The following is a 23,795-nucleotide window of genomic DNA, read 5'->3' on the forward strand; positions in this document are numbered from 1 at the left end:
GAGCCGCCCGAGCCTCGGCACCGGCACCTTCGGTGTGCCGCGCCCCTGGCACTTCCGACCCGGCGGGTCACCGGAACACCCGGCGCGCGGCCGCCTCAGGAGGGACGCAGGCGCGGGTGCGCCCGCAGCCAGCGCAGGTGCTCGACGGCGGTGGCGCCCCTGCCTCCGGCGTGGTCGCCGAAGGGCCACTCCCTGATGTCCTTCTCCCCCGCGTACGCGCGGAAGGCCGCGAGGACGGTGGACGGCGGGCAGACGGGATCCATCAGACCGGCGCTGAACAGCGCGGGAGCCGTGGCCCGGCGGGCGAAGTGCACACCGTCGAAGTACCCGAGGGTGGTGAAGACCCGCTCCGTCGCGTACGGGGCGTGGTGGCGGAGGTGGTCGACGAGTTCGGTGTACGGGCCTTCGGTGGCCGTCTCGGCGCCGCGCCGGATGTGGCAGAGGAAGGGCACGTCGGGCAGGGCGCCCGCGATGCGGTCGCCGGTGAGTCCGGCGACGGCCAGGGCGAGCCCGCCTCCCTGGCTGGCGCCCTGGACCACGATCCGCTGCGGGTCGACGTGGGGGATCGTACGTGCGGCGTCAACCGCCCGGACGCAGTCGGTGACGAGGCGTCGGTAGTAGTGGGCGTGGGGCGACTCGATGCCCCGGGTCATGTACCCGTGCACCCAGTGGGTGCCGCCGTCCGGGTGCGGATCGGGGGTGTCGTGGCCCTGGCCCCGGCTGTCGACGACGAGGTGGGCGTATCCGGCGGACGCGTACAGGAGATGGTCGACGACCCGCCCCCGGCCTCCGCTGTAACCGATGTACGTGACCACCGTCGGCAGGGGCTCCTCCGCCTCGGAGGGAACCAGGAGCCACGCCGCGACGGGGTCGCCGGCCCAGCCGGCGAATCTCACGTCGTAGGCGTCGAGCGTGGTGAGGGGCGAGTCGGACACCGGCCGGACGGCCGGATCGCTCCCGGCCTCCCGCGCGGTCCGCAGGGTCTCGTCCCAGAAGGCGTCGAAGTCCGCCGGCTCCTCCGGGAGATCGGCGGTCCGGGCGGCCGGGTGGTCCGGCGGAAGGTCGGTGTACGGCACGGGAGGCTCCTCACGGAGGGGACCGGCCGCGCTCGGCCCGTCGGGGCGGCGCGGCCGGTCGTGTCGGGTGGGTGCGGGCCCCGTCACGGGGGGGGGCGGGGCCCGGAGGGGCGGGTGTGAATCAACTCATGGCGCAGATGGCGCCGTTGAGGGTGAAGGTGGCGGGGACGGCGTTGCCGCCGGTGGACGAGGCGCTCAGGCCGAAGCTCACGCTGCCGCCCGCCGGGATGGTCTCGGTCCAGGATTCGTGCGTGGCGTGCACCTGGTTGCCCTCCTGGGCGACCTTGGCGTTCCAGGCGGAGGTCACCGTCTGGCCGCCCGGGAAGGCGAAGTCGAGCCGCCAGCCCTTGACGGCCTGGGTACCGGTGTTGCGGATGGTGACGTCGGCGTTGAAGCCGGTACCCCAGTCCTGCAGCCGGTAGCCGACGGTGCAGCCTCCGGCGGACGGTCCGGCCGCGGTGGTGAGGGTGGTGGTGACGGAGCGCGGGGAGCGGTTGCCGGCGGCGTCGCGGGCGTACACGGCGAAGGTGTAGGTCGTGGAGGGCGTCAGACCGGTGAGCGTGGCGCTCGTGCCCGTCGTGGTGGTGACGGGGGTCTCCGCCGAGCCGGTGACGCGGACGACGTCGTAGCCGGTGACGCCGGTGCCGTCGGTGGCGGCGGTCCAGGTCAGCCGGGCCCCGGTGGCGGTCACCTCGGACGCGGTGGGAGCGCCGGGGGCGGTCGGCGCCTGGGTGTCGCCGCCGGTCCCTCCGTAGACGCTCGCCTCGCGCGAGGTCTGCCGGATGCCGTCGGCACCGTCGAACAGGCGCTGTCCCCAGGGCGTGAGCCGGCTCGCGTCGAAGTCGGTGGCGAGGTCGAGGTATTCCACTCCCCCGCCGTTGCCGCTCCACGACCAGCCCAGGTAGCCGAGGTTCAGCTGCCGGGCGGTGGCCATGATGGCGTCCTCGTCAGGGTTGCCGTCCGAGTGGTCGTTGCCGAACTCGCCGACCACCAGCGGGAGTTTCCGGCTGATGAAGCTGTTCAGGTACGCCTGGACCTCGGCGGCGGTGTCGTAGACGCCGTACATGTGGATGGAGAAGACGGTGTTGCGTTCCGGGTCGGCGGCGAAGACGGCGGGGGCGTTGTCCCGCATGGTGTTCGACCAGTCCTGGCCCCAGTTGGGGGCGTCCGCCATGAGGGTGTGGTGGAAACCGGCGGCGCGCAGCCGGGTGACGGCGTTCTTGGTGTCCTCGGTCCAGGCGCTGTAGCCGGTGTTGCCGTGCGGCTCGTTGCCGAGGTTGATGACGACGTACTTCTCCTGGCCCTTGACCGCGCCGGCGACCTCCAGCCAGTAGTCGACCGCCTTGGCGAGGGAGACGGCTCCGCTCTGTTCGCCGTAGCCGGTGGTGTCGTGGGCCTCGAGGACGCAGACCAGCTTGTTGGCCTTGCACTGGGTGACGATGTTCGCGACGTCGGCGGCGCCGTTCTTCGTCCACCGGTCGCCCGTGCTGAGCACGATCCGGGCCGAGTTGGCGCCGAGCGCCTTGAGGTCGGCGAGGGCCTGACCGGTCCTGCCGGGGTACCAGGCGTGGGCGTGGTTGACTCCGCGGAAGACGAAGTCCTGGCCGTTGGCATCGAGGAGCCGGCCGTCGGTGACGTGGAAGCCGGTGGTGGAGGTGTCGGCCGCGTGGGCCGCGGCGGGCGCGGTGATCGTCGCGGCGGCGAGGGCGAGCAGCGCTCCCGCCGCAGTGGCCAGTGTCCTGTTCATGTGGTGCTCCCAACTCGGTCGCGCGCATGCCGGGGGCGCGGTGCCATGGCGTGCGGGCTTGCCTGACATGGAGGGTGCGGTACTGCCGGCCCTGCGGAACGACGCGTCGAGGACACGAGGGTGGGCCGGTGGGTTCCCGCTGCCCGGTGTGTTTCTGCGGCTCTCACCGAGCAGGGGAAGGAAGTGCGCCGACCGGTGGGGTTGTCCCCGCGCGGCGGTGGCGTGGCGGATTCGCGATACGCCCGGCGACCGATGACGAGGTTAGAGGGGAAGAAGGCCGGAAGACAATAGGTGGAACCTAACCGGTTAAGTTGCCTTGGATCCTTCGCGTGGACCCGGAGTGGCGTCGGACGCGACCTCGATTCCGACCGTGGCGCGAAAGACGGCCCCCTCTCCCGCGAGGGAGACCGCCTCGGCCGCGGGGACGTAAAGGGACTGCCCCGGTCCGATCCGCAGGGTGTCGCCTGTCGCCACCGAGGTCACCCGCGCCGCTCCCTCGACGCACAGGACGATCTGCGGCACTCCGGCGGGAAGCGGGCGCGACTGCTCCGCGCCGCGGAGCCGGAACCGCGACAGCCGGAAGTCGTCGACGGGGATCGGGTAGATCTCTTCGCCCGCCCGCTCCCTGGGCGTGAGGACACGGCCGGGCAGGGCGCTGAAGCGGATCACGCGCACCAGCTCGGCCGCGTCGACGTGTTTGGACGTCAGTCCGCAGCGCAGGACGTTGTCGGAGTTCGCCATGATCTCCACGCCGAGGCCGGAGAGGTACGCGTGCGGGACGCCGGCGCCGAGGAACAGGGCTTCCCCCGGACGCAGTTCGACACGGCGCAGCATCAGGGCGGCCAGCAGCCCCGGGTCGCCCGGGTGTGCCCGGGCGACCTCCGCGTAGCAGAGGAAGTCCTTCTGGTGCGGGCCGACGCGCGCGGCGGCTGCCGTGACGGCTTCGGTGACGGTGCCGAGAAGCCCTTCGGACGGGTTGAGGAAGGCGGTGAAGACCTCCGCGAGGGCGGTCTCCTCCGGCCGGCTCCTCAGCACCTCGGCATGGGGACGAAGGGCGGGTACGGCGAGGGCGTCCAGGAGGTCGGCGCACTGCCGGACGCTTCGGAAACCGCACAGCCCGTGGAACCGGGTGAGGGCGACGATCATCTCGGGCTTGTGGTGGGGATCCCGGTAGGTGCGGTGCGGAGCGCCCAGGGGCACTCCCAGGGCGTTCTCCAGCGTGAAGCCCGCTTCGGCCTGGGCGGGATCGGGGTGGACCTGCAAGGAGAGCGGGGCGTCGGCGGCGAGCAGCTTCAGCAGGAACGGCAGCCGGGGGCCGAACCGGCGCAGGGTGGGCGTGCCGAGTTCCGTCGCCGGGTCCGAGCCGATCACCCGGTCCAGGGGCAGCGGCCCGTGCCCGCGGTCGACCCGGGACGGCGCGGCGGGATGGGCTCCCATCCACAACTCGGCCTGGGGCTCGCCGGTGGGCGGCGTTCCCATGAGGCTCGGGATCGCGGTGCGGGAGCCCCAGGCATAGGGCTGGATGGTGTTGGAGAGGAGGTCCACGAGCTCTCTTTCCGGACGGGTCACGGACGGGGTGCACGGCTGTCGGCGGCACCGGCACCCGCGCGGGACGGATCGGCCGAAGCGGCGGCGACCGCGGCTGCCCCGATCAGCCCGGCGTCGAGCGCGAGCCCCGCCGGCACCACCGGGACGTCGCGGGTGAAGTCCAGGACCGCGTAGTCGGCGAGGTGGCGGCGGAGCGGACCGAAGAGCGTCTCGCCGGACTGCGCGACACCACCGCCCACGACCACGAGCTCGAGTTCGACCAGCGCCGTCGTGGCCGCGATGCCCGCGGCCAGGGCACGGCCCGCCCGGTCGAAGGCGGCGCGGGCCCTCGGGTCCCCCGCGCGGGCCGCGTTCGCGACCTCGGCGGCCGTCGGGGCGACGCCGGGCGGTGGGGTCCACCCGGCCTCCAGGGCATGGGCGGCGATGGCGGTACCGCTGGCGAAGCGCTCGACGCAGCCGCGCGCGCCGCAGGGGCAGAGGGGGCCGTCCTGCTCCACGGTGATGTGGCCGATGTGACCCGCGTTTCCCGAGCGGCCCGCGTGGAGAGCGCCGTTGAGGATCAGCCCGCCGCCCACCCCGGTGGAGACGACCATGCAGAGCGCGTTGTCCGCCCCCCTCGCGGCTCCCGTCCAGTGCTCGGCCGCGGCCATCGCCACGGCGTCGCCCACGAGGACGGGCCGGATCCCGGACGGCAACCGCGGGTGCTCCCGCACCCGGTCCACGAGCGGAAAGGAGCGCCAGGCCGGGATGTTGACCGGGCTGACCGTGCCCGCGACGGTGTCGACGGGCCCCGCGCTGCCGATGCCCAGGCAGGAGAGGGCGGCCCACTCGGGGTGGGCGGACAGTTCCTCCATGACGGCGGACACCTCGGCCATGAGCTCCGGTGCGGAACCGTGGGCGGGGGTGGCCCGCTGGGACCGGGCGACCAGACGGCCCTCGCCGTCGATCAGGGCGCCGGCGATCTTCGTACCCCCGATGTCGAGTGCTCCGTACACCATCGCGTCGAGCCTTCCGTAAGGGCGGACAGGGAAATGTGCACCACACTCTGGCTGCAGCATGACAACGTTGTCTAGTTAACTGGTTCAGTTAAGTCCTTGTTTAGTAAAACCGATCCCGTTCCGCCTTCGGCCCCTGGACGGAACCGCTGAATCACCTCATGCTCGGCTCTGCTTTCCCACAGCCGATTTCATGTCTCCCGATCGAAGGACGTCCTTTTTCATGACTGAACCCGCGGCCTTTCCACCCGACTTCGAGTTCGGCACCGCTACCTCCGCGTACCAGATCGAGGGCGCGGCGGAGGAGGACGGACGGGGACCGTCGATCTGGGACGCCTTCGCCCGGCGCGGCGGCACCGTCCTGGACGGCAGCAGCGGCGACACCGCCTGCGACCACTACCACCGGCACAGGGAGGACGTCGCCCTGCTCGCGGACCTCGGAGTGGCCACGTACCGCTTCTCCGTCGCCTGGCCGCGGATCCAGCCGTCCGGCGAAGGCCCGGTGAACCCGCGAGGGCTCGACTTCTACGAGCGCCTGGTCGACGACCTGCTGGACGCCGGTGTCACACCGGTCGTGACGCTCTACCACTGGGACCTCCCCCAGCTCCTGGAGGACGCCGGGGGATGGCGCTCGCGGGACACCGCCCAGCGCTTCGCGGAGTACACGGAGCTGGTCGCGTCACGACTCCATGACCGGGTACCCCGCTGGATCACCCTCAACGAGCCGTGGTGCAGCGCCTTCCTGGGATACGCCGACGGCGAGCACGCCCCGGGAGCGCGCGAGGGTACGCCGGCGCTGGCCGCGGCCCACCACCTGCTGGTCGGCCATGGCCTGGCGATGGAGGCGTTGCGCGCCGTCGGCGTCCAGGAGGCGGGCATCGCGCTCAACCTCGACCACATCTCCCCGGCCACCCCGGCGGCCGCTGATGTGACCGCCGCCCTTCGCGCCGAGACGCAGCGCAACCTGATGTGGACCGACCCGTTGCTCAGGGGGTGTTACACCGCCGCCGAAGCGGACACCTGGGGTGAGCTGATCGAGCGCCAGGACTTCCGCCGCGAAGGCGACCTCGCCCTCATATCGGCCCCGATGGACTTCCTGGGCATCAACTACTACACGCCGTCCACGGTGCGCGCCGCCCCCTGGCGCGAACCCGACCCCGCCCGCCGCACCGCGATGGACAACCGCTTCGAGGCCGTCTCCGTCCCCGGCGTCCGTCACACCGCCATGGGCTGGCCCGTCGTCCCCGGTGCCCTCCAGAAACTCCTCGTCTCGCTCCGCGACCGCTACGGCACGGACCTTCCGCCGATCCACATCACCGAGAACGGCTCCGCCGAACACGACGCCCTCACCCCCGACGGCAGCGTGCACGACACCGACCGCGTCGCCTACCTGGACAGCCATCTCCACGCGGTCGCCGAGGCGCTGACGGAGGGCGTGGACGTGCGCGGGTACAGCGTCTGGTCCCTCCTGGACAACTTCGAGTGGGCCTACGGGTACAGCAGACGCTTCGGGCTGGTCCACGTCGACTTCCCGACCGGGCGGCGCACTCCCAAGGCGTCCTACCACTGGTACCGGTCGCTGCTCGCCGGGAGGAGGAGCAGGCCGTGAGGAAAGGGCTGCCTCTCCGCCTCGGGCCGGGAGCTCGGCGGCCCCGGGCACGTCCCCCTGCGGTCCTCCTCCCGGCGACTCCCGAGCGACGCCCGACAAAGGCCGTTCCCCACGTCCGCGCCTGCCCGTGGCTCGGGGGGCGGGGAGGTCGGAGGCCGGCCGACAGTCCTCAAGCCGGCCGCTGAAGCCGAAGCGGGATCGCGGACTCCTCACGACCGCACCCACCGGAACGCCCGGGACCGGGTGACCGGTCATTTCGCCGATGCCTTCCTCCGTCGTCGCCCCGACAGTGACGGGGCCGGTCCACACCGGTGCGCCGGCCGTCTTCCGGTCGGCGTCGCGCAGCCCACGCCATGACGGCACACGACCCGAGAGGACGACTCCGTCGTGAAACGACACATCGCCGCCGCCGCAGCCCTGTCATCCCTGGCCTTCCTGGCCGCGCCCACCGCCACCGCCACCGCCGCGGACAATCCCTACCAGCGCGGCCCGGCGCCCACCGTGGACTCCATCGAAGCGGTCCGCGGTTCGTACGCGGTCTCCCAGACCAGCGTCTCCTCCCTCGCCGCCACCGGGTTCGGCGGCGGCACCATCTACTACCCCACCTCCACGAGCGACGGCACGTTCGGCGCCGTGGTGATCTCCCCCGGCTTCACCGCGTACGAGTCCTCGATCGCGTGGCTCGGACCGCGGCTCGCCTCACAGGGCTTCGTCGTCTTCACGATCGACACCCTCACCACGCTGGACCAGCCGGACAGCCGGGGCCGCCAGCTCCTCGCGGCACTCGACTACCTGACCCAGCGCAGCTCGGTCCGAAGCCGCGTCGACGCCTCGCGACTGGGTGTCATGGGCCACTCGATGGGCGGCGGGGGCACCCTGGAAGCCGCCAAGAGCCGGCCCTCGCTCAAGGCCGCCATCCCGCTCACCGGCTGGAACACCGACAAGACCTGGCCCGAGATCAGCACCCCGACCCTGGTCGTGGGCGCCGACGGCGACACGATCGCCCCGGTCGCCACCCACTCGGAGCCGTTCTACGAGAGCCTGCCGGCCTCACTGGACAAGGCCTACCTGGAGCTCAACGGGGCCACCCACTTCACCCCCAACAGCTCCAACACGACGATCGCGAAGTACAGCATCTCCTGGTTGAAGCGGTTCATCGACGACGACACCCGTTACGACCAGTTCCTCTGCCCCCTGCCACGGCCGAGCCTGACGATCGAGGAGTACCGGGGCACCTGCCCCCTCGGCTCCTGACGCGCCCGGGGTCCTCGCCGCCGGTGCGGCGAAGACCCCGGCGTCGGCCGTTCGGCCGCGTTCAGCTGCCGACGGCCCGCGAAGGCCCGCTCTCCCCGGGCCCGCCCGGCTCCGGGCGGCCCGGGTTGTCCGCGGGCACAGCGGGTGGGCCCGAGGTGTGGACCCCGGCCCAACGCCTCCCTCTTTCCTCGCTCCTTACCGGCCAGTACCGTGACGGCGTGAGTGGAGCGCCGAGGGTCGCCGCTGCTCCGCGGCTGTACGACCGCACGTCCGAACTCGCCGCCGTGGCGGAGCTGGCGGCGCGGGCCGCCGAGGGGAAGGGCGCCGTCCTGCTGCTCACCGGGGGCCCGGGCACCGGTCGGACCGCACTGCTGGACCGGGCCGTACGGGACTCCCGGGTCCGGGCCCACCGGGTGGCCGCGCCCGGCGGCAACCGCGTCCCCTGGAGCGGGATACGCGCCCTCGTGTCCGCCCTCGCCCCCACCCCCTCGGCCGCGCGCCGTGCCCTGCGGGCGGCCCGTGGCCCGGGCGGCGTGCCCGGGGCGCTGGCGGCCCTGTGTCCCGGCGAGCCGCTGCTGCTCTGCCTGGACGACCACCACCTCTGGGACGCCCATTCCCGCACCGCGCTCGACGCGGCCTGGCGTGCGAACACCGGACCGTGGGCGTGGGTCGTCTCGTTCGCCGCCTATCACCGGCCCCCCGATGTGCCGGGTGCCCGGCTGCTGTCCCTCGGGCGGCTGAGCCGCGACGGCGCGCGGAACCTGCTCGACGACGTGTGCCGGGTGCCCCTGACGGCGTCCTTCCGCACGCGACTGCTCGACGAGGCCGCGGGCCATCCCGGTGTCCTGACGGCGACGGCCGCCCGTGTCTCCGCCGAGCCGGGGGGCGCGGACGGCCCCTCGGGTCCGGTCACCGACGACGCCTCGCTGGCCGAGGTGTACCGAGGGCTCCTCGACTCCCTGCCGGCGGAGTGCGGGCGGGTGCTGGCCCTGGTGGCCGTCGCCGGGGAGCCGCGTCCCGAGCCCGGGCGGCCGGACCCCGCGGCCGGGGGGCCCGGGGCCCTGCGCCCGGTCGGCGCGGACGCGGTCCTGGCGGTGGCCCGCGCCGTGCGCGCGTCGCCCGAGGCGCTCGACCGGCTGGTCGCCGACGGGCTCCTGCGCGGAACCCGGGAAGCACTCCGCTTCGACGACCCCTTCCTGCGGCGCGCGGTCCTGGGCACCGTGCCGCCGTCCCGGCGCCGGGAACTGCACGCCCTCTTCGACCCTCCCGCCGCGGCCCGGTCCGGCGGCCGGAGCGGGCCGGCGGGCGGGGACGAGGCCGCGAAGGGGCGGGGTGCGGCGCCGGCGCGCGTACCTCATCCCGCCGGGTCCGGTGCCGGGACGTCCACCGCGCCGTCCCGCTCCCGCGGAGCGTCGCCGGGATCCGGGCCGGCCGGCGTTCCCGGACTCCCGGCAGAAACCGGTCCGGCCCGCGACGCCGGACACCGGCCCGATCGGTTCCGGGCGCCGGGGGGCGCCGGCGAGCCGACCGGCGAGGCGCGGGCGCCCGAGGACGCACGGGGGCTGCCCGGTGTGGTGCGGGGAAGGGCCGAACTCGCCCGCGGACTGGCCGGACTGGGCGACGGTCCGGTCGGGGACGCCCATCAGGTGCTGCTCCTCGCCGCCTCGCTGCTGCGCGAGGGGGCGCCCGAGGAGGCCTCGGAGGCACGGTTCCTCGCCATGGAGGCGGCGTGGGCGGCCGGGGACCCGGAGGCCTGCGCGACCGCTCTCGGCGGGGGCGGCTTCGGCGGCGAACGCCCCGGATCCTTCGCCGGCGCCGACACGGTGGAACGGGACTTCCGCGACGGGATGCGCGCCGCGCTCGCGGTGCGGCTGGAGGAGGCGCGTGCACCGCTGGCCCGGGTCGTGGCCCGCGACGGCACGTCCGACGAGCCGCGCCGCCTGCTGCGGGCGGGCGCCGCCGCCCTGGTCCTGGGGGACGCGCCCGCCGCCGTACGCGTCCTCGCCCGTGCCCTGGCCACGATGCGCGCCACCGCCGGGACCGCGCTGCTGCCCCGGGTACTCGAGCACCTGGCCTACGCCGAGTTGCGGGCCGGACAGCACGAGCGCGCCGCCGCGCACGCCAGGGAGGGACTCCGTACGGCGGAGTCCACCGGGCAGCGCAACGCGGCCGCCCACCAGCACGCGGTCCTCGCCCTGGCGGCCTCCGTCCGGGGCGACGCCCAGGCCGTCGTGGAGCACGCGGGCCGTGCGCTCGGGACCGCCCGAGCGCACGGCCTCGTCCAGGCGACGACGCTCGCCGAGTGGTCGATCGCCCGGGCCGAACTGGCAAGCGGGCTCGCCGCGCAGGCCGCGGCGCGTCTCGCTCCCCTCGTCGGGAGGGGGCCTCGCGGCGGTCACTTCGCCCTACGGATGCTCGTCGTGCCCTGCTTCGTCGAGGCGGCCTGCGCGGCGGGCCGGGAGGCCGAGGCCGGCACGGCGGCCGAGGAGTTCGCGGTCTGGGCAGGGCTCGGCCTCGACCCCCAGGCGCCCGGCCAACTGGCCCGCTGCCGGGCACTGCTGGCCGAAGGAGGCGACTCGGCGGACTGGTACCGGGAGGCGGTGCGGCACCACGAGGAGAGCGGCAACGACTTCGAACGGGCCCGGACCCTCCTCGCGTACGGCAAGTGGCTGCGCCGCCGCAGGCGTCTGGTCGAGGCCCGGGGTCCGCTCAGCGACGCGATGGTCACCTTCGAGCGCGCGGCGGCCGGCGTGTGGGCCGACCAGGCGCGGGCCGAACTGCGGGCGACCGGAGGTGCGGTGGGCAGGAGGGCCGTCCCCGGTGCGGTGGGCGAGTTGACCCCTCAGCAGCAGCGCATCGCCCGACTGGTGGCGGCGGGGGCGACGAACCACGAGATCGCCGACCGGCTGTCGCTGAGCCCCCGCACGGTCGACCACCACCTGCGGAACGTCTTCGCCCGGCTGGGAGTCCGCTCCCGCGTCGAACTGTCGGGGCTCCTGTCCCGTACCACGGGGGACGGCCGCCGCTCCGACCGGTGACCCGGCGGGGTCCGGGAAGCGTCCGGTCCTCGGCCGCCGTTCCCACCGGTGCCCCGGCGGGGTCCGGGGAACGCCTGTTCCCGGTCGCCGTCACCTCCGCCGTCGCCGCGGTCGGCCCGGCCAGCCCCCGCCGTCGCCGCGGTCGGCCCGGCCCGCACTCGGCGGCAGCCCGGCGCGGGCGGCGAACCGCCGCCGGACCGGCCGTCGCCGCCCGCTTCGAGGCCCGGACGGTGAGAGCCCGGCGGTGCCGTCCGGAGGGCTCGGGCCGTTCCGCCCGTTTCCCGGCGGCCGCCGGCCCGGCGGGCTCGACATCCACCGCACGGTCCCGCTCGCCGAGCCCCGGGGCTCCCTCAGGCCCAGGGCTCCCCCACGCCCGGGGCTCCCCGGGCCCGGCGGTCCACGCTCGCCCTCTTCGTGCGGGACGAGCGGTCCGGGCGGGTCCCTCGCCGCCTCAGCACGAGGCCGTCAGGCGGAAGGCGTCCAGGGCCAGCGTCATCTCCGTGAGGTCCCTCGGCCGGGACAAGGACCGGGACGTCAGCTGCTCCAGGCGGCGCAGCCGGTTGAAGACCGTGTTGCGGTGGCAGTAGAGCCGAGCCGCCGCCCGGCCCGCCGAACCCTCGCACTCCAGCCAGACGTCCAGTGTCTCCAGCAGGATCGCGCGGTCGGCCGGGTCCAGTTCCAGCAGGCTGCCCAGGACGTCCGTCACCAGCAGGCCGGCCAGCTCCGGCTGTCCGACCACCAGGGCGCCCGCCATCCGGCGGTCCAGCCGGACGATCTGCCGTGAGTCCGGCGGGCTGGTCCGCAGGGCCAGCTCCGCGAGCCTGCGTGCTCGCCCCAGCTCCGCGAGACCCGTCACCACCGGGCTGATCCCTCCGGGTCCCGGGCAGCGCCCGTCGAGCAGTTCGGACAGCGCGTCCAGACCGATGCCCTCCGCCAGCGACACCACCCCGATCTCGCAGTCCGCGCCCATCCGCCACAGGAACCGCGCGCCCGCCCCCTGCACCCGGCGGTGGAAGGGCTCGGGGGCCTCCCGCCGGTCGTGCCGCAGCACCACCACCGCGTACCGGCCGTGCTCCGGCAGATCCAGGCCGGCCGCCGCCCGCGAGGTCACCTCCGGCGAACACCGGCCTTGCAGCAGTGCGTCCAAGAGGGCCTGGAGCTGCTCGTCGGTACGCCGCCGCAGCTCCCGCTCCGTCGCCCGGTACGCCTCCGACGCGGTGTCCGCCTGCGCGTCCACCGCCTGCCAGACCATGGTCGCCGACTGGGTCAGCACCGCCAGCCTCGACGGGAACGCCGCCGCGTCCTCGACCAGCGCCTCCCACACCAGATGACCGGCGTGCCGGTAGGCGTGCACCAGCAGCTCCAGCGGCATCCCCTGCTCGGCACGCCGCCGCCCCAACTCGTCGGCGTGTTCCAGGTCCCGACGCGGTGAGTCCCGCGGTGCCGAGATCATCTCGATCCCGATCCGCAGCGCCTCGTGGGCCTCACGCCAGTGCTGGTCGTACGGCACGATCCGGCCGTACGCCGGTTCGTACTCGTGCAGTTCTCTCAGGTGCTCGTCCACCAGCTCGGGCAGCCGCTCCAGAAGCGCCGTACACGCCTCGGCCAGCAGCTTCCAGTCATCGCCGGTCCGTGGTCTGCGCCGTCCCATGCCGGGAGGATGCCACCCCGTCCCCCTTCCCGACAGGCCCCTGACACGCGGTGTTGTGCGCGTGCACAACCCGTCCCGGCGCCCGCTGGTCACCGGCAGCGTTTCGGCCGCCGCACGTGGACGGGCGGCCACCGCGGTGCTGGGGTGATCGCCACTGAACAGGCCACGGAAGGGGAACCATGGGAGGGACCGGACTCGCCCTCGAGGTCACGGACCTGTCGGCGGGATACGGACCGGTACGCGCCCTGCGGCGGGTGTCGCTCACCGTGCCGGAGGGCGCCGTCGTCACCGTTCTCGGCGGCAACGGCGCGGGGAAGTCCACTCTGCTGAGGGCCGTCTCGCGCACGCTGTCGTTCCACGGCGGGGCCGTCACCTCCGGCTCCGTCGCCTTCGGCGGGCGGCCGATCGGCGCGCTCGCGCCGGACCGGGTCGTCGCCGCCGGGATCTCCCAGGTGCCGGAGGGGCGGCAGGTCTTCGCCCGGATGACCGTGGAGGACAACCTGCGGGCGGGGGCGCTCGGCGCACGGGGAGACCGGAGGGCGAAGGCCTCGGCCCTGCGACGGGTCCACGAACTCTTCCCCGTGCTCGCCGACCGGTCCCACCAGCGCGCCGGGCTGCTGTCCGGCGGTGAACAGCAGATGCTCGCCGTCGGACGCGCGCTGATGGCCTCGCCGAAGCTGCTCCTCCTCGACGAGCCCTCGCTGGGCCTCGCCCCGCTCATGGCGGCCCGGATCGCCGACACGATCCGCGAGATCAACGCCCAGGGCACCGCCGTCCTCCTCGTCGAGCAGAACGCGGCGCTCGCGCTGCGGCTCGCCGACCGGGCGTACGTCCTGGAGGTCGGCGAGGTCTCCCTCTCCGGCCCGGCCGCCGAACTCGCCGCCTCCGACGAGGTGCGGCGGCGCTATCTGGGCGTCGTCGACGAGGCCGCGGACGCGGACGCCTCGGACGCCGCCGTCGCGCACCCCGTCCTCGCCCGCTGGGAGGAGATCCGATGAGTGAGCCCGCCACCCGGGGCCCGGACCCCGGTGGTCCCGCGAAGCCGCCCGCCGCGCCCGGCGAGGGCACCGCGGCGGACGCCCGGTCCGCGGAGGTCCCCGCCCCGGAAGGGCCCGTCCCCGCGAAGGCCCACGCCGCCGTCCCCGCCCTCGACGTCCGTGACGTCACCGTCCGCTTCGCGGGGCTCACCGCCCTCGACGCGGTCTCGTTCACCGTCCGTCCCGGCACCGTGCACGCCGTCATCGGCCCCAACGGAGCCGGCAAGTCCACCTGTTTCAACGTGCTCTCCGGCGTCTACCGGGCGACGTCGGGAAGCGTCCGGCTCGGCCCGCACGAACTCACCTCCCTGCCTCCGCACAAGATCGCCGGACTCGGTGTCGCCCGCATCTTCCAGAACCTCGCGCTGCCGCCCCGCGCCACCGTCGAGGACAGCCTGCTGCTCGGCCGTCACCGGCTGACCCGTACCGGTTTCCTCGCCGCCGGGCTCCGGCTGCCCTCCGCCGCCCGCGAGGAAGCCCGCCACCGCGCCCGCGTCCGCGAGATCGCCGCCTTCGTCGGCCTGGAGAAGCAGCTCGCGCAGCCCGCCGGATCCCTCCCCTACGGACAGCAGAAGCTCGCCGAACTGGCGCGCGCCCTCTGCATGGAGCCCTCGCTGCTGCTCCTCGACGAGCCCGTGGCCGGGATGACCTCCGACGAGCGCCGGCGTACCGCCGCCGTCATCGCCGGCGTCCGCGACAGCCTCGGCATCTCCGTCGTCCTCGTCGAGCACGACATGGGAGTGGTGATGCGGCTGGCCGACTCCGTCACCGTCCTCGACTTCGGCCGCCGGATCGCCGACGGCGCTCCCGGCGACGTCCAGAACGACCCCGCGGTCGTCCGCGCCTATCTCGGAGAGGAGACCGCCGGATGACCACCTTCGCCGAACTCCTGCTCAACGGCGTCTCGTTGGGATCCGTATACGCTCTCATCGCCCTCGGTTTCGTGGTGATCTTCCGCGCCACCGAGGTCGTCAACTTCGCCCACGCCTCCCTGCTGCTCGCGGGCGGCTACGTGACCGCCGTGCTCCACGAGAGCATCGGCTTCTGGCCGGCGCTGCTGGCCGGGATCGGCGGCGCGGCCCTGGTCGGCGCCGGTGTCGAGTTCCTCGTCATGCGCCGCTACCGCGGCTCCGACCAGAGCGTCCTCGCCATCGTCACCATCGGCGTCGACATCCTGCTGGCCACCGAGCTGACCCGCCGCATCGGCACCGACATCCTGTCGCCCGGCGACCCGTGGGGCGACGCCGTCGTCACCGTCGGCCCGGTCACCCTGGCGCAGACCCGCATAGCGGCCTTCCTCGTCGCCGCACTGCTCATCACCGCCTTCCTGCTCGCCTTCCGCCACACCTCCTGGGGCGTCGCCATGCGCGCCGCCGCCGAGAACCAGGAGACCGCCGCCCTCATGGGCATCCGGCTCGGCCGGGTCTCGCTCGGCGCCTGGGCGGTGGCCGGCGGCCTCGCCGCCGTCGCCGCGCTCTTCCTCACCGTCTTCCCGACCCCGGGCCTGGAACGGACCACATCCCTCGCCGCGATGAAGGCCTTCCCGGCCGCCATCCTCGGCGGGCTCGACTCCACCACCGGCGCCCTCGTCGGCGGCCTGCTCGTGGGGGTCACCGAGTCCCTCGCCACCGGTTACCAGGGCGATCTGACCTTCCTCGGGCGCGGCATCGGCGATCTCGCCCCGTACCTGGTGATGGTCGCGGTCCTGCTCCTCCGCCCCGCCGGACTCTTCGGCACGAAGGAGCTGTCCCGTGTCTGACGCGCTTCCCCGCCGGAGCACGGCCGTCCTCGCCCGGCCCCGTGTGTACGGGTGGGCCGCCGCCGGGCTCGTGCTCGTCGCCTTCCCCTTCTACCTGGACCGGTTCTGGCTCCAGGCCGGGCTCTTCGCCATGGCCGCCGCGATCGGCGCCATCGGCATCAACCTGCTGACCGGAGCCACCGGCCAGCTCTCGATGGGCCACGCCTTCTTCCTCGCCGTCGGCGCTTACGGCTACTGCGTCTTCGCCGGGGACGGGACGGACGGGCTCACCGGCCTCGGCCTGCCCGGCTGGCTCGCCGCCGTCCTCGCCGTCGCCCTCGCGGGTGCGGCCGGCGGGCTGTTCAGTCCCATCGCCGGTCGGCTGCGGGGGGCCTACCTCGGCATCGCGACCCTCGCGCTGATCTTCATCGGACAGCACGTCCTGTTCAACGCCCACGGCCTCACCGGTGGCTTCAACGGCCGCGCCGTGCCCCCGCTGAACCTCTTCGGCATCGCCTTCGACGACAGCGAACTACTGGTCGCCCGGGTCCCGTTCGGTTCCGCCGAGAAGCTCTGGTACCTGGGGCTCGTCCTCCTGCTCGCGGGCGTCCTCTTCGCTCGCGGCGTCCTCCGCGGCCGTCCCGGCCGAGCCATGAACGCGATCCGGGACCACCGGATCGCCGCCGGCGTCATGGGCATCCCCGTCGCCCGCTACCGCGCCGCCGTCTTCGTCCTGTCGTCCATGTACGCGGGACTGGCGGGGGTCCTGCTCGCACTGGTCTTCCAGCGCACCGTGCCGGAGTACTTCGGCATGCTGCTCTCCCTCGAATACCTGGCCATGATCGTCATCGGCGGTCTCGGTTCGGTCGCCGGGGCGGTGGTGGGCGGCGTCTTCGTCTCCCTGCTGCCGCAGCTCCTCAACCGGTACAGCGACGCGCTGCCCCTGGTCTCCGCCCCCGGCACGGGCGGGATCACACCGGGGGAGGCCGCCCGCTATCTCTACGGCGCCGCCGTCGTCGCGGTGGTGCTCTTCCTGCCCGGCGGCCTGGTCCGGCTCGCCGCCCGGTCCCGCGGGCGGAACGCCCGACCCTCGCACTCCTCTGGGGAGGAACGATGACCCACCGACGCCAGGCCCCGAGAACCACGGCCGCCGCGCTCGCCGCCGCCCTCGTCGTGCTGACCGCCGCCGGCTGCAGCTCCAAGGCCACGTCCACCGACGCGGCGAACACCGGGGCGGACGGGGTGAAGTCCGGCACGGGCGTCACCGACAAGACCATCACGGTCGGTGCGCTCACCGACATGACGGGCGTGTACGCCACGCTCGGCAAGAGCGTCACCCAGGCACAGCAGTTGTACGTGAAGCAGGTCAACGCGGCCGGCGGGATCTGCGGCCGGCAACTGGAGCTGACGGTCCGCGACCACGGCTACGACCCGCAGAAGGCGCTCTCCGCCTACACCGAGCTGGAGCCGAAGGTCGCCGGTTACATGCAGTTCATCGGCTCTCCGTTCGTCGCCGCCGTGAAGCAGCGCGTCGACGCCCTGGACAAGGGGGTGGTGCTGCCGCAGGCCTGGTCGGCCTCACTGCTCGGCTCCCCGTACATCCGCGTCCTCGGCTCCACGTACGACATCGAGACGATCAACGCCGTCGACTTCCTGGTGAAGGAGAAGGGACTGAAGGCGGGCGACAAGCTGGGCCACGTCTACTTCGAGGGCGACTACGGCGAGAACGCGCTGGCGGGGTCGAAGTACGCGGCCGGGAAGGCGGGGCTGACGGTCGTGGAGCAGAAGGTCAAGCCCACCGACAACGACATGTCGGCGCAGGTGGCGGCGTTGAAGCAGGCGGGCGTCAAGGCCGTCGTCGTCAGCACGGGCCCGCGGCAGGCCGCCTCTCTGGTCGGCGTCGCGGCGGCGGCGAAGTTCCTGGTGCCGGTCATCGGCAACAACTCGGCCTTCGCCCCCCAGCTGCTGGGCACCCAGGCCGGGCCGGCGCTGGAGAAGATGTACTGGTTCGCCTCTCCGAGCCTTCCGATCGGCGCCGACACCCCGGCCGCGAAGAAGCTCGTCGCCGACTACAAGGCCGCGTACCCGAACGACAGCCTCGACAACGGCATCGTGGCCGGCTGGACGGCGGCCGGCGTCTTCGGGGAGGCGCTGAAGAAGGCGTGCGACGCCAAGGACCTCACCCGGGAGGGCATCGACAAGGCCCTGCTGACCCTGAACGCGTACGACGCCGGGTTCGGGACGCACGACTTCAGCGACCCGGAGGCGCCGTCCTCGCGCGAGTCCGTCATCCTCCAGCCGGACAAGTCCGTCCCCGGCGGCATGCGGACCGTCCGTGAGCCGCTCGTCTCCGAGGCGGCGAAGGGCTTCACGCCGAAGGCCGGCTGAGCGCACGTCACCGCGGCGTCCGGCCCGCCGGCCGGGCCGGTACTCCTTCCGGATTCCCGACCCGCCCGGCGGGGCGTCCCCCGCGCGAGGCGGGCACGGCGGAGGCCGGGTCCCGCGCCGCGCCCGCCGGGGAGGGAACGCTTTCAGCAGCCGGCGGACCACTGGTGGGAGCCGCCCTGGTCGTTGGCGCCGGCGTCGTGACCGACCTCCTGCCCGGGGGCCAGGCAGAGGGTGACCCTGCCGAGGTGCTGGCGGCCCTCGTAGACCTTGACGTGGTCGGGCACACCCGGGCCGGAGACGCCGTGGTTGGCCCAGGAGGAGTCCTGCTTGAACATGTCGCCCTCCCACCAGCTGTCGTCACCGCTGTGCTCGATCTTCAGGCCGTCGAAGTCGGCGTGGGTCCAGACACAGAAGTAGCCGCTGCGGCAGTCCGCCGCCTCGGCGGCGGCCGAGGTGGCGAGGATCCCGGCGGTGGGGATCAGGACGGTGGCGAGGAGGGTGGTCAGGCGCTTCATGCGGGTGGGTTTCCTTTCGGTGGCGGGGTCTTGAGCACAGCGGTGGCTTCGGCGAGGGCGTGGGCACGCAACCGCTCCCATCGGGCGATCTCGGTGCGGTGGCGGGCCCGGACCTCGGTGAGGTCGCGGTGGGTGTGGGCGGCCTCGGGGCCGAGGTTGTTGACGACGACCGAGACGCGGAACCACCCGGGCTGGTCGCCGTAGAGCCGCTGTTGCGCGGCGGCAAGACAGCCGTCGGTGTGGGCGCGTACGACGTAGCCGGTGGGGAGCGGGAGGGACAGTTCGGCCGGGCCGGAGCCGAAGAGCGCCGCGTCGACCTTCCGGTCGTCCGTGCCCGGCGGCCGGCTCCTCCCGGCGCGGGGCGGGACGAGTCCCTGGCGGGCCAGGCAGGCGTCGGTGAGGCGCTGGGTGGCGGCCTTGATCAACTCGTCCGGATCCGGGGCGGGTTTCGAGGCCCGTGCCGCACAGCCGGTCAGGACCGCGCAGGCCAGGACCGCCGCGGTGGCCGGCAGCCGTGCGGGCCGGGACGGCCGGCGACGCGTCCGGGCGGGCGATTCCTTGATCACATCCATGGTGTCTAGTCGCCGGAGCCCACCGCGCGACAGGGTGACGGCCCGGTCTCACCCGACCGGGTGCTCCTTTTCACCCTGGGGGGTCTTGTTGCGCGGAGCCCCGGGCGCGAACCTCACCGGCTGACTCGACCGTGTCCGCGGCTTGCTCGTCCGCATCACCGACCGTCGAAGCGGAGGGAAACCTTCCATGCGCGTGGCGCGTCCCTCACCGGCATGCAGACACGACGTGACCCGCCCTGGACAGCCGGCTGCTCGACACTTCTCGCGGGAGCAGCGGCCGGTTACGGTGCCCACCGGCTGTCCCGGGCGGCACGACGGACATGCGCGGTCGTCCTTCGCGAACACCCGAGCCTGTTCGACTGGTGGACCTGGGAAGCGCCGCTCACCGTCATCGCCGCGACTTTCACGGGACTTGCGGCATGGGCGATGCCCGCCCTGCTGCTCCCGCGCACCACGCCCCGAGCCCTGCGCGTGATCGCCCCCGGCGCTGCCCTCGTGATCGCCCTGACGGCCCTTGCCCTGGTCCACTTCGCCTGGCTGGGCACACCGCTCGGAGTCGGCAACGACACGAACGGCGGCTGCGCCCCCGACAACGTTCCCGCCTGGTGGCCTCACTGGCTACCCGCCTGATGTCGCCCTGCCCCCCCGTAGCGGCACGCGATCGTTCGTCGTCGAGCGTTCGGTGGGCCGCGCGGCGCTTCCCGCGGCACCGGGAAGCGGCCGGCCTCCGCTCGGGTCGGTACGACCGGACCGCCGGGATTCGGCCCGGACGGCTGGTCCTCGGCCGGAAGGCGGGCGGGGCGTCGGCGCGGGACTCCCGACGTGCCTCGTGTCTTGCGGGTTCGCCGATGAGGCGCGGTGGGACAGTGGAGTCCGACGGCCGGTCGGCCGGATCGCGGCCGGACCTCCTCGACGCCCGGACTCGAACAGGAGCTCTTGATTGCGCTTCTACGCCCAGACACCCGCACGCCGAAACCTTCAGGTGCTCGCGGACCTGATCGCCGTGGCCCTGATCGCCGCCGCCGTGTGGGCGGCCTTCGCCGTCCGCAGGGCGATCCTGCTGCTGGCCGAACCGGGCCGCAAGGTGGAGAGCGCCGGCGACAGCCTCGCCGAAGAACTCGGCAACGCGGGGGACGCGGCATCGGACGTGCCGCTCATCGGCGACATCCTGAAGAAGCCGCTCCAGTCCGCGGCCGACGCCGGCTCCGGCTTCGCCGACGCGGGAGTGTCGCTCCAGGAGACCGTCCACCAGGTCGCCGATGTGGTCACGACGGCCCTCGTCCTCGTCCCGGTGCTCTTCGTGCTGCTGCTGTGGCTCCCGCCGCGGCTGCTCTGGATCCGGCGCAGCAGCACCCTGCGCCGCCTCGCGGAGGCTCCCGGAGGCGCGGACCTGCTCGCCCTGCGCGCCCTCACCGGTCCTCCGGGCGCGCTCGCCGGGCTCCCGGCCCCACCGGGCGGATGGGCCGACGCCTGGCGTCAGGGGGACCGGCAAGCCGTCACCGACCTGAGCAGGATCGCCCTCGACCGCATCGGACTCCGGCCCTGACGCGGGGGTCCCACTCCTTCGGCGTGGGGCCCCCAAGCGGCGGAACGGACGGCCGCCCGTCGTGGGGCGCGCCGGTCGTGGGGCATACGCCGCACGGCCAGGACGCCGCGGCCTTTCCGGTCGCGGTCACCGCGCGTCCCGGTCGGCAGGAGACCGACCGGGACGCGGCCGAGTGGACGCCGCACCGCCCGGGACGCACTTCCGGTACCCCTCCGAGCGGGTCGGCACCGGACTTTGCCGGACGTCCCGTGCGGGGCCGGCTTCCGTCCCCTGGCGACGCGTGGTGCGTCAGGCGTTGACGAAGTCGCGCACCTGCCCGTAGACGGTCGGATCCGAACCGATGGCGGTGTGACCGAGGCAGGCGGTCTGGGTGTTCCTCGCGCCGCTCAGAGCGACGCTGCTGTCGGGGTTGATGACCGTGTCGCAGGGCGACCACCAGGTGCCGTAGCGCGGGTCGCCCGGGGTCTCGTCACCGGCGTTCAGCGAGGCGAGGAAGGCGGAGCCGATGCGCATCTCGAGGCAGGAGGTGTAGGCGCACCCGTTGGCCCAGTCGGTGCCGTGGTTGGGACCGGCCAGCGAGACCCAGGCGTCGATCTTTCCGCTGCCGCCCAGGTTCTTGGCGTAGTAGCGGCTGGAGAGCCCGCCCATGGAGTGGCTGACGATGTCGACCTTGGACGCGCCGGTGGCCGCGAGCAGGCGGTCCACCTCGGCGGCCAGCTGCTGGGCGGTGGTGGCGTTGGACTGTCGCCAGTCGTAGCTCCACTGGTCCAGGTGGGACGAGGGCCAGCCGTCGGCCCGGAAGTCGTCGGCCATGGTGTTCCAGTAGGAGCCCGACGAACTGTATCCGTGGACGAACAGGACGGGGTTGCTGGACGGCCCGAAGGCGGATGTTCCGGCGGCGTGGCCCGGGGCCGCGGACGTGAGTGCCAGCAGGGCGCCGGCGAGGGCGGCGAGCACGTACTTCTTCAAGGCGTACCTCTGGGTGATCGGCTCGGTGGGGGGCGGCGCGAGCAGAGGTTACTCCCTGGTAGCCGCGCCGGGTCAATGGCCCTTCAGGGATCGATACCAGCCCTTGACCTGCGGTTTCGCTCCACCTCGTAGCGTTTGTGCGGCACCGGAGGCCCCGGCCGCCCCGCATCCCGACCGCGCGTCAGGAAGCCGCGGACCGCGCCGGGGTGCCGACCTCGGCCGGACCCTCCGGCCGGATGACACGGATGGGTAACGGAACCCCCGACGGCTTGTCAGTACAATTTCACATTACTATGTTACGGGTCACATTCCACTCAGCCCTCTGGCTGTCCGCTTCGCACCCGGAGTGACCCCTCATGAACAAGCGCACGCGCACCTCCCTGGCCACCGCCCTCGTGGCGACGCTCGCCCTCGGCGTCACGGCGTGTTCCGGCGGGAAGGAAGCCGGCGGCGACCGGAACCGGAAGAACCCCGTCACGGCCAACAACGGCGCGACGGTCGGCGGGACTCCGCAGAAGGGCGGCACCCTGACCGTCCTGTCCAACCAGGACTTCACCCACCTCGACCCCGCCCGCAACTGGGTGATGGGCGACATGGACTTCGGCACGCGCCTCCTCTACCGCACCCTCGTCACCTACAAGGCCGAACCGGGCGCCAAGGGCGGCGACCTCGTCCCAGACCTGGCCGAGGACCTCGGCACTCCGTCCAACGGGGCGAAGACCTGGACCTTCCGGCTGAAGCAGGGCCTGAAGTACGAGGACGGCACCCCCATCACCGCCCGGGACGTCAAGTACAACGTCGAGCGGTCCTTCTCCCCCGACCTCCCCGGCGGCCCCGACTACGCGGCCCGCTACCTCGCCGGCGCCGAGGGCTACCAGGGCCCGGCGGGAGGCGAGCACCTCGACTCCGTCAGGACTCCGGACGACCACACGATCGTCTTCGAACTGCGCAAGCCCTTCGCCGAGTTCCCCTACGCCACGGTGCTGCCCACCTTCGCCCCGGTGCCCCGGGCGAAGGACAAGGGCCCCCAGTACGACAACCGGCCCTTCTCCTCCGGCCCGTACAAGATCGAGTCCTACGCCCGCGACAAGCAGCTCGTCCTGGTGCGCAACACGCACTGGGACGCCGGGACCGACACCGTGCGCAAGGCGTACCCGGACCGGATCGTCGTGACGATGGGACTGAAGGGCAACCAGATCGACGACCGGCTGATCGCGAGCGCGGGCGCGGACGCGTCGGCGGTGTCCTGGGGCAAACTGCGTCCCGAGTCCACCCCGAAGGTGCTCACCAAGGCCGACGTCAAGGCGCGGCTGCTCGCCGAGTCGACCAACTGCACCGAGATGGTGCAGATGCACACCGGCCGCGCCCCCTTCGACGACGTGAGGGTCCGCCGGGCCGTGCAGTACGCGCTGGACCGCGAGGCCCTCGTCACCGCCTCCGGCGGACCCGCGCTGAACGACGCGGCCACCGCCCTCATGCCCGGCTCCCTCTTCCAGGGCGGCAAGCAGCCCGACACCCTGGGGATACCGCTGACGGGTGACGTCGCCAAGGCCGAGCAGCTCCTGAAGGAGGCCGGCAGGCCCGACGGGCTCTCCACCGGCATCACCGTCTCCAACGGCGACAAGGCCGTCGGCGAGGCGATCCAGCAGTCCCTCGGCCGGGCCGGCATCAAGGTCACCATCGAGACCGTCGACCCGTCCGCGTTCTACGACACCATCGGGGACACCGAGAACCGCACCGACCTCGTCTACACCGGATGGTGCCCGGACTACCCCTCCGGGTCGACCTTCCTGCCCTTCGTCTTCGACGGCCGCTACATCAAGGAGAAGGGCAACTCGGGCAACCACTCCCTCTTCCGGGACCGGGCCACGATGAAGCGGATGGACGAGATCGCCGCCATGGCCGACGCGGCCCGGGCGAACAAGGCCTGGCAGACGCTGGACGGGGAGATCCTCGCCAAGGCCCCCACGGCGCCCGCCGTCATCGAGCGCATGCCGCTGCTGCTCGGCACCAACATCGCCGGCGCCTTCGGACACACCTCCTTCGGCGGCCAGATCGACTACGCGACGGTCGGCCTCAAGGACCCGGCGAAGAGCGGGAACTGAGGAACCA

General features: G+C 73.4%; 19 protein-coding genes. 11 read left to right on the forward strand and 8 right to left on the reverse strand.

Features of this window, described 5'->3' with window-relative positions; genetic code table 11:
* Positions 1-95 precede the first annotated feature (95 nt).
* From K7G60_RS07230 to K7G60_RS07245, 4 genes are all read right to left on the reverse strand, one after another.
* A complete protein-coding gene (locus K7G60_RS07230; protein ID WP_225799961.1) occupies positions 96-1,076 on the reverse strand; it encodes an acetylxylan esterase in 981 nt (326 codons plus the stop codon).
* A gap of 121 nt (positions 1,077-1,197) precedes the next feature.
* Positions 1,198-2,823, reverse strand: coding sequence for a cellulase family glycosylhydrolase (locus K7G60_RS07235; protein ID WP_225799962.1), 1,626 nt, complete (start codon positions 2,821-2,823; stop codon positions 1,198-1,200).
* Between the two features lie 306 nt (positions 2,824-3,129).
* Positions 3,130-4,368 carry a mannose-6-phosphate isomerase, class I gene (gene manA / locus K7G60_RS07240; RefSeq protein WP_225799963.1) on the reverse strand — a complete coding sequence of 413 codons (1,239 nt, stop codon included), beginning with the start codon at positions 4,366-4,368 and terminating at the stop codon, positions 3,130-3,132.
* 20 nt (positions 4,369-4,388) lie between these two features.
* Positions 4,389-5,369: an ROK family protein gene (locus tag K7G60_RS07245; protein ID WP_225799964.1), complete on the reverse strand. Its 981-nt coding sequence runs from the start codon at positions 5,367-5,369 to the stop codon at positions 4,389-4,391.
* Positions 5,370-5,589: 220 nt separating this feature from the next.
* Between K7G60_RS07245 and K7G60_RS07250 the strand changes: the two genes are divergently transcribed.
* The 3 genes from K7G60_RS07250 to K7G60_RS07260 all read left to right on the forward strand — a co-directional run bounded on the left by K7G60_RS07250 (position 5,590) and on the right by K7G60_RS07260 (position 11,267).
* Positions 5,590-6,975 (forward strand): GH1 family beta-glucosidase, encoded by a 1,386-nt coding sequence (locus tag K7G60_RS07250; RefSeq protein ID WP_225799965.1) that lies wholly within the window; start codon positions 5,590-5,592, stop codon positions 6,973-6,975.
* A 387-nt stretch (positions 6,976-7,362) separates the two neighbouring features.
* The gene (locus K7G60_RS07255; RefSeq protein WP_374115603.1) at positions 7,363-8,229 is read left to right on the forward strand and encodes an alpha/beta hydrolase family protein; all 867 of its coding nucleotides are present in this window, start codon (positions 7,363-7,365) and stop codon (positions 8,227-8,229) included.
* A 218-nt stretch (positions 8,230-8,447) separates the two neighbouring features.
* Positions 8,448-11,267, forward strand: coding sequence for a LuxR C-terminal-related transcriptional regulator (locus tag K7G60_RS07260; RefSeq protein ID WP_225799966.1), 2,820 nt, complete (start codon positions 8,448-8,450; stop codon positions 11,265-11,267).
* A 451-nt stretch (positions 11,268-11,718) separates the two neighbouring features.
* Here the strand turns inward: K7G60_RS07260 and K7G60_RS07265 are convergent, their stop codons facing one another.
* A complete protein-coding gene (locus K7G60_RS07265) occupies positions 11,719-12,918 on the reverse strand; it encodes a CdaR family transcriptional regulator (RefSeq protein WP_225799967.1) in 1,200 nt (399 codons plus the stop codon).
* A gap of 179 nt (positions 12,919-13,097) precedes the next feature.
* Between K7G60_RS07265 and K7G60_RS07270 the strand changes: the two genes are divergently transcribed.
* Genes K7G60_RS07270 through K7G60_RS07290 form a run of 5 tightly spaced genes read left to right on the forward strand, consistent with a single transcriptional unit; the run spans position 13,098 to position 18,081 of the window.
* Positions 13,098-13,916, forward strand: a complete 819-nt coding sequence (locus K7G60_RS07270; RefSeq protein ID WP_225799968.1) for an ABC transporter ATP-binding protein — start codon at positions 13,098-13,100, stop codon at positions 13,914-13,916.
* On the forward strand, positions 13,913-14,827 hold the full coding sequence (locus tag K7G60_RS07275; protein WP_225799969.1) for an ABC transporter ATP-binding protein: 915 nt from the start codon (positions 13,913-13,915) through the stop codon (positions 14,825-14,827). The genes K7G60_RS07270 and K7G60_RS07275 overlap by 4 nt, the downstream gene beginning before the upstream one ends.
* The gene (locus K7G60_RS07280) at positions 14,824-15,714 is read left to right on the forward strand and encodes a branched-chain amino acid ABC transporter permease (protein WP_225799970.1); all 891 of its coding nucleotides are present in this window, start codon (positions 14,824-14,826) and stop codon (positions 15,712-15,714) included. Before K7G60_RS07275 ends, K7G60_RS07280 begins: the two co-directional genes overlap by 4 nt.
* Complete coding sequence (locus tag K7G60_RS07285) at positions 15,707-16,810, forward strand: branched-chain amino acid ABC transporter permease (protein WP_374115604.1); 1,104 nt, start codon at positions 15,707-15,709, stop codon at positions 16,808-16,810. Before K7G60_RS07280 ends, K7G60_RS07285 begins: the two co-directional genes overlap by 8 nt.
* A complete protein-coding gene (locus tag K7G60_RS07290) occupies positions 16,807-18,081 on the forward strand; it encodes an ABC transporter substrate-binding protein (protein ID WP_225799971.1) in 1,275 nt (424 codons plus the stop codon). The genes K7G60_RS07285 and K7G60_RS07290 overlap by 4 nt, the downstream gene beginning before the upstream one ends.
* 143 nt (positions 18,082-18,224) lie before the next feature.
* Here K7G60_RS07290 and K7G60_RS07295 read toward each other — a convergent pair whose 3' ends face one another.
* Entirely contained in the window at positions 18,225-18,596 is a 372-nt protein-coding gene (locus K7G60_RS07295) for a peptidase inhibitor family I36 protein (RefSeq protein WP_225799972.1), read from the reverse strand.
* Entirely contained in the window at positions 18,593-19,168 is a 576-nt protein-coding gene (locus K7G60_RS07300; RefSeq protein WP_225799973.1) for a hypothetical protein, read from the reverse strand. Before K7G60_RS07300 ends, K7G60_RS07295 begins: the two co-directional genes overlap by 4 nt.
* Before the next feature lie 213 nt (positions 19,169-19,381).
* Between K7G60_RS07300 and K7G60_RS07305 the strand changes: the two genes are divergently transcribed.
* Both K7G60_RS07305 and K7G60_RS07310 read left to right on the forward strand, forming a co-directional pair.
* Positions 19,382-19,798: a hypothetical protein gene (locus K7G60_RS07305; RefSeq protein WP_225799974.1), complete on the forward strand. Its 417-nt coding sequence runs from the start codon at positions 19,382-19,384 to the stop codon at positions 19,796-19,798.
* Positions 19,799-20,108: 310 nt separating this feature from the next.
* On the forward strand, positions 20,109-20,714 hold the full coding sequence (locus K7G60_RS07310) for a hypothetical protein (RefSeq protein WP_225799975.1): 606 nt from the start codon (positions 20,109-20,111) through the stop codon (positions 20,712-20,714).
* 288 nt (positions 20,715-21,002) lie between these two features.
* Here the strand turns inward: K7G60_RS07310 and K7G60_RS07315 are convergent, their stop codons facing one another.
* Positions 21,003-21,683, reverse strand: a complete 681-nt coding sequence (locus K7G60_RS07315) for a triacylglycerol lipase (RefSeq protein WP_225799976.1) — start codon at positions 21,681-21,683, stop codon at positions 21,003-21,005.
* Positions 21,684-22,039: 356 nt separating this feature from the next.
* Between K7G60_RS07315 and K7G60_RS07320 the strand changes: the two genes are divergently transcribed.
* Positions 22,040-23,788, forward strand: a complete 1,749-nt coding sequence (locus K7G60_RS07320) for an ABC transporter substrate-binding protein (protein WP_225799977.1) — start codon at positions 22,040-22,042, stop codon at positions 23,786-23,788.
* Positions 23,789-23,795: the final 7 nt, after the last annotated feature.

The organism is Streptomyces sp. NK15101 (genome assembly GCF_020400725.1).
GTDB lineage: Bacteria > Actinomycetota > Actinomycetes > Streptomycetales > Streptomycetaceae > Streptomyces.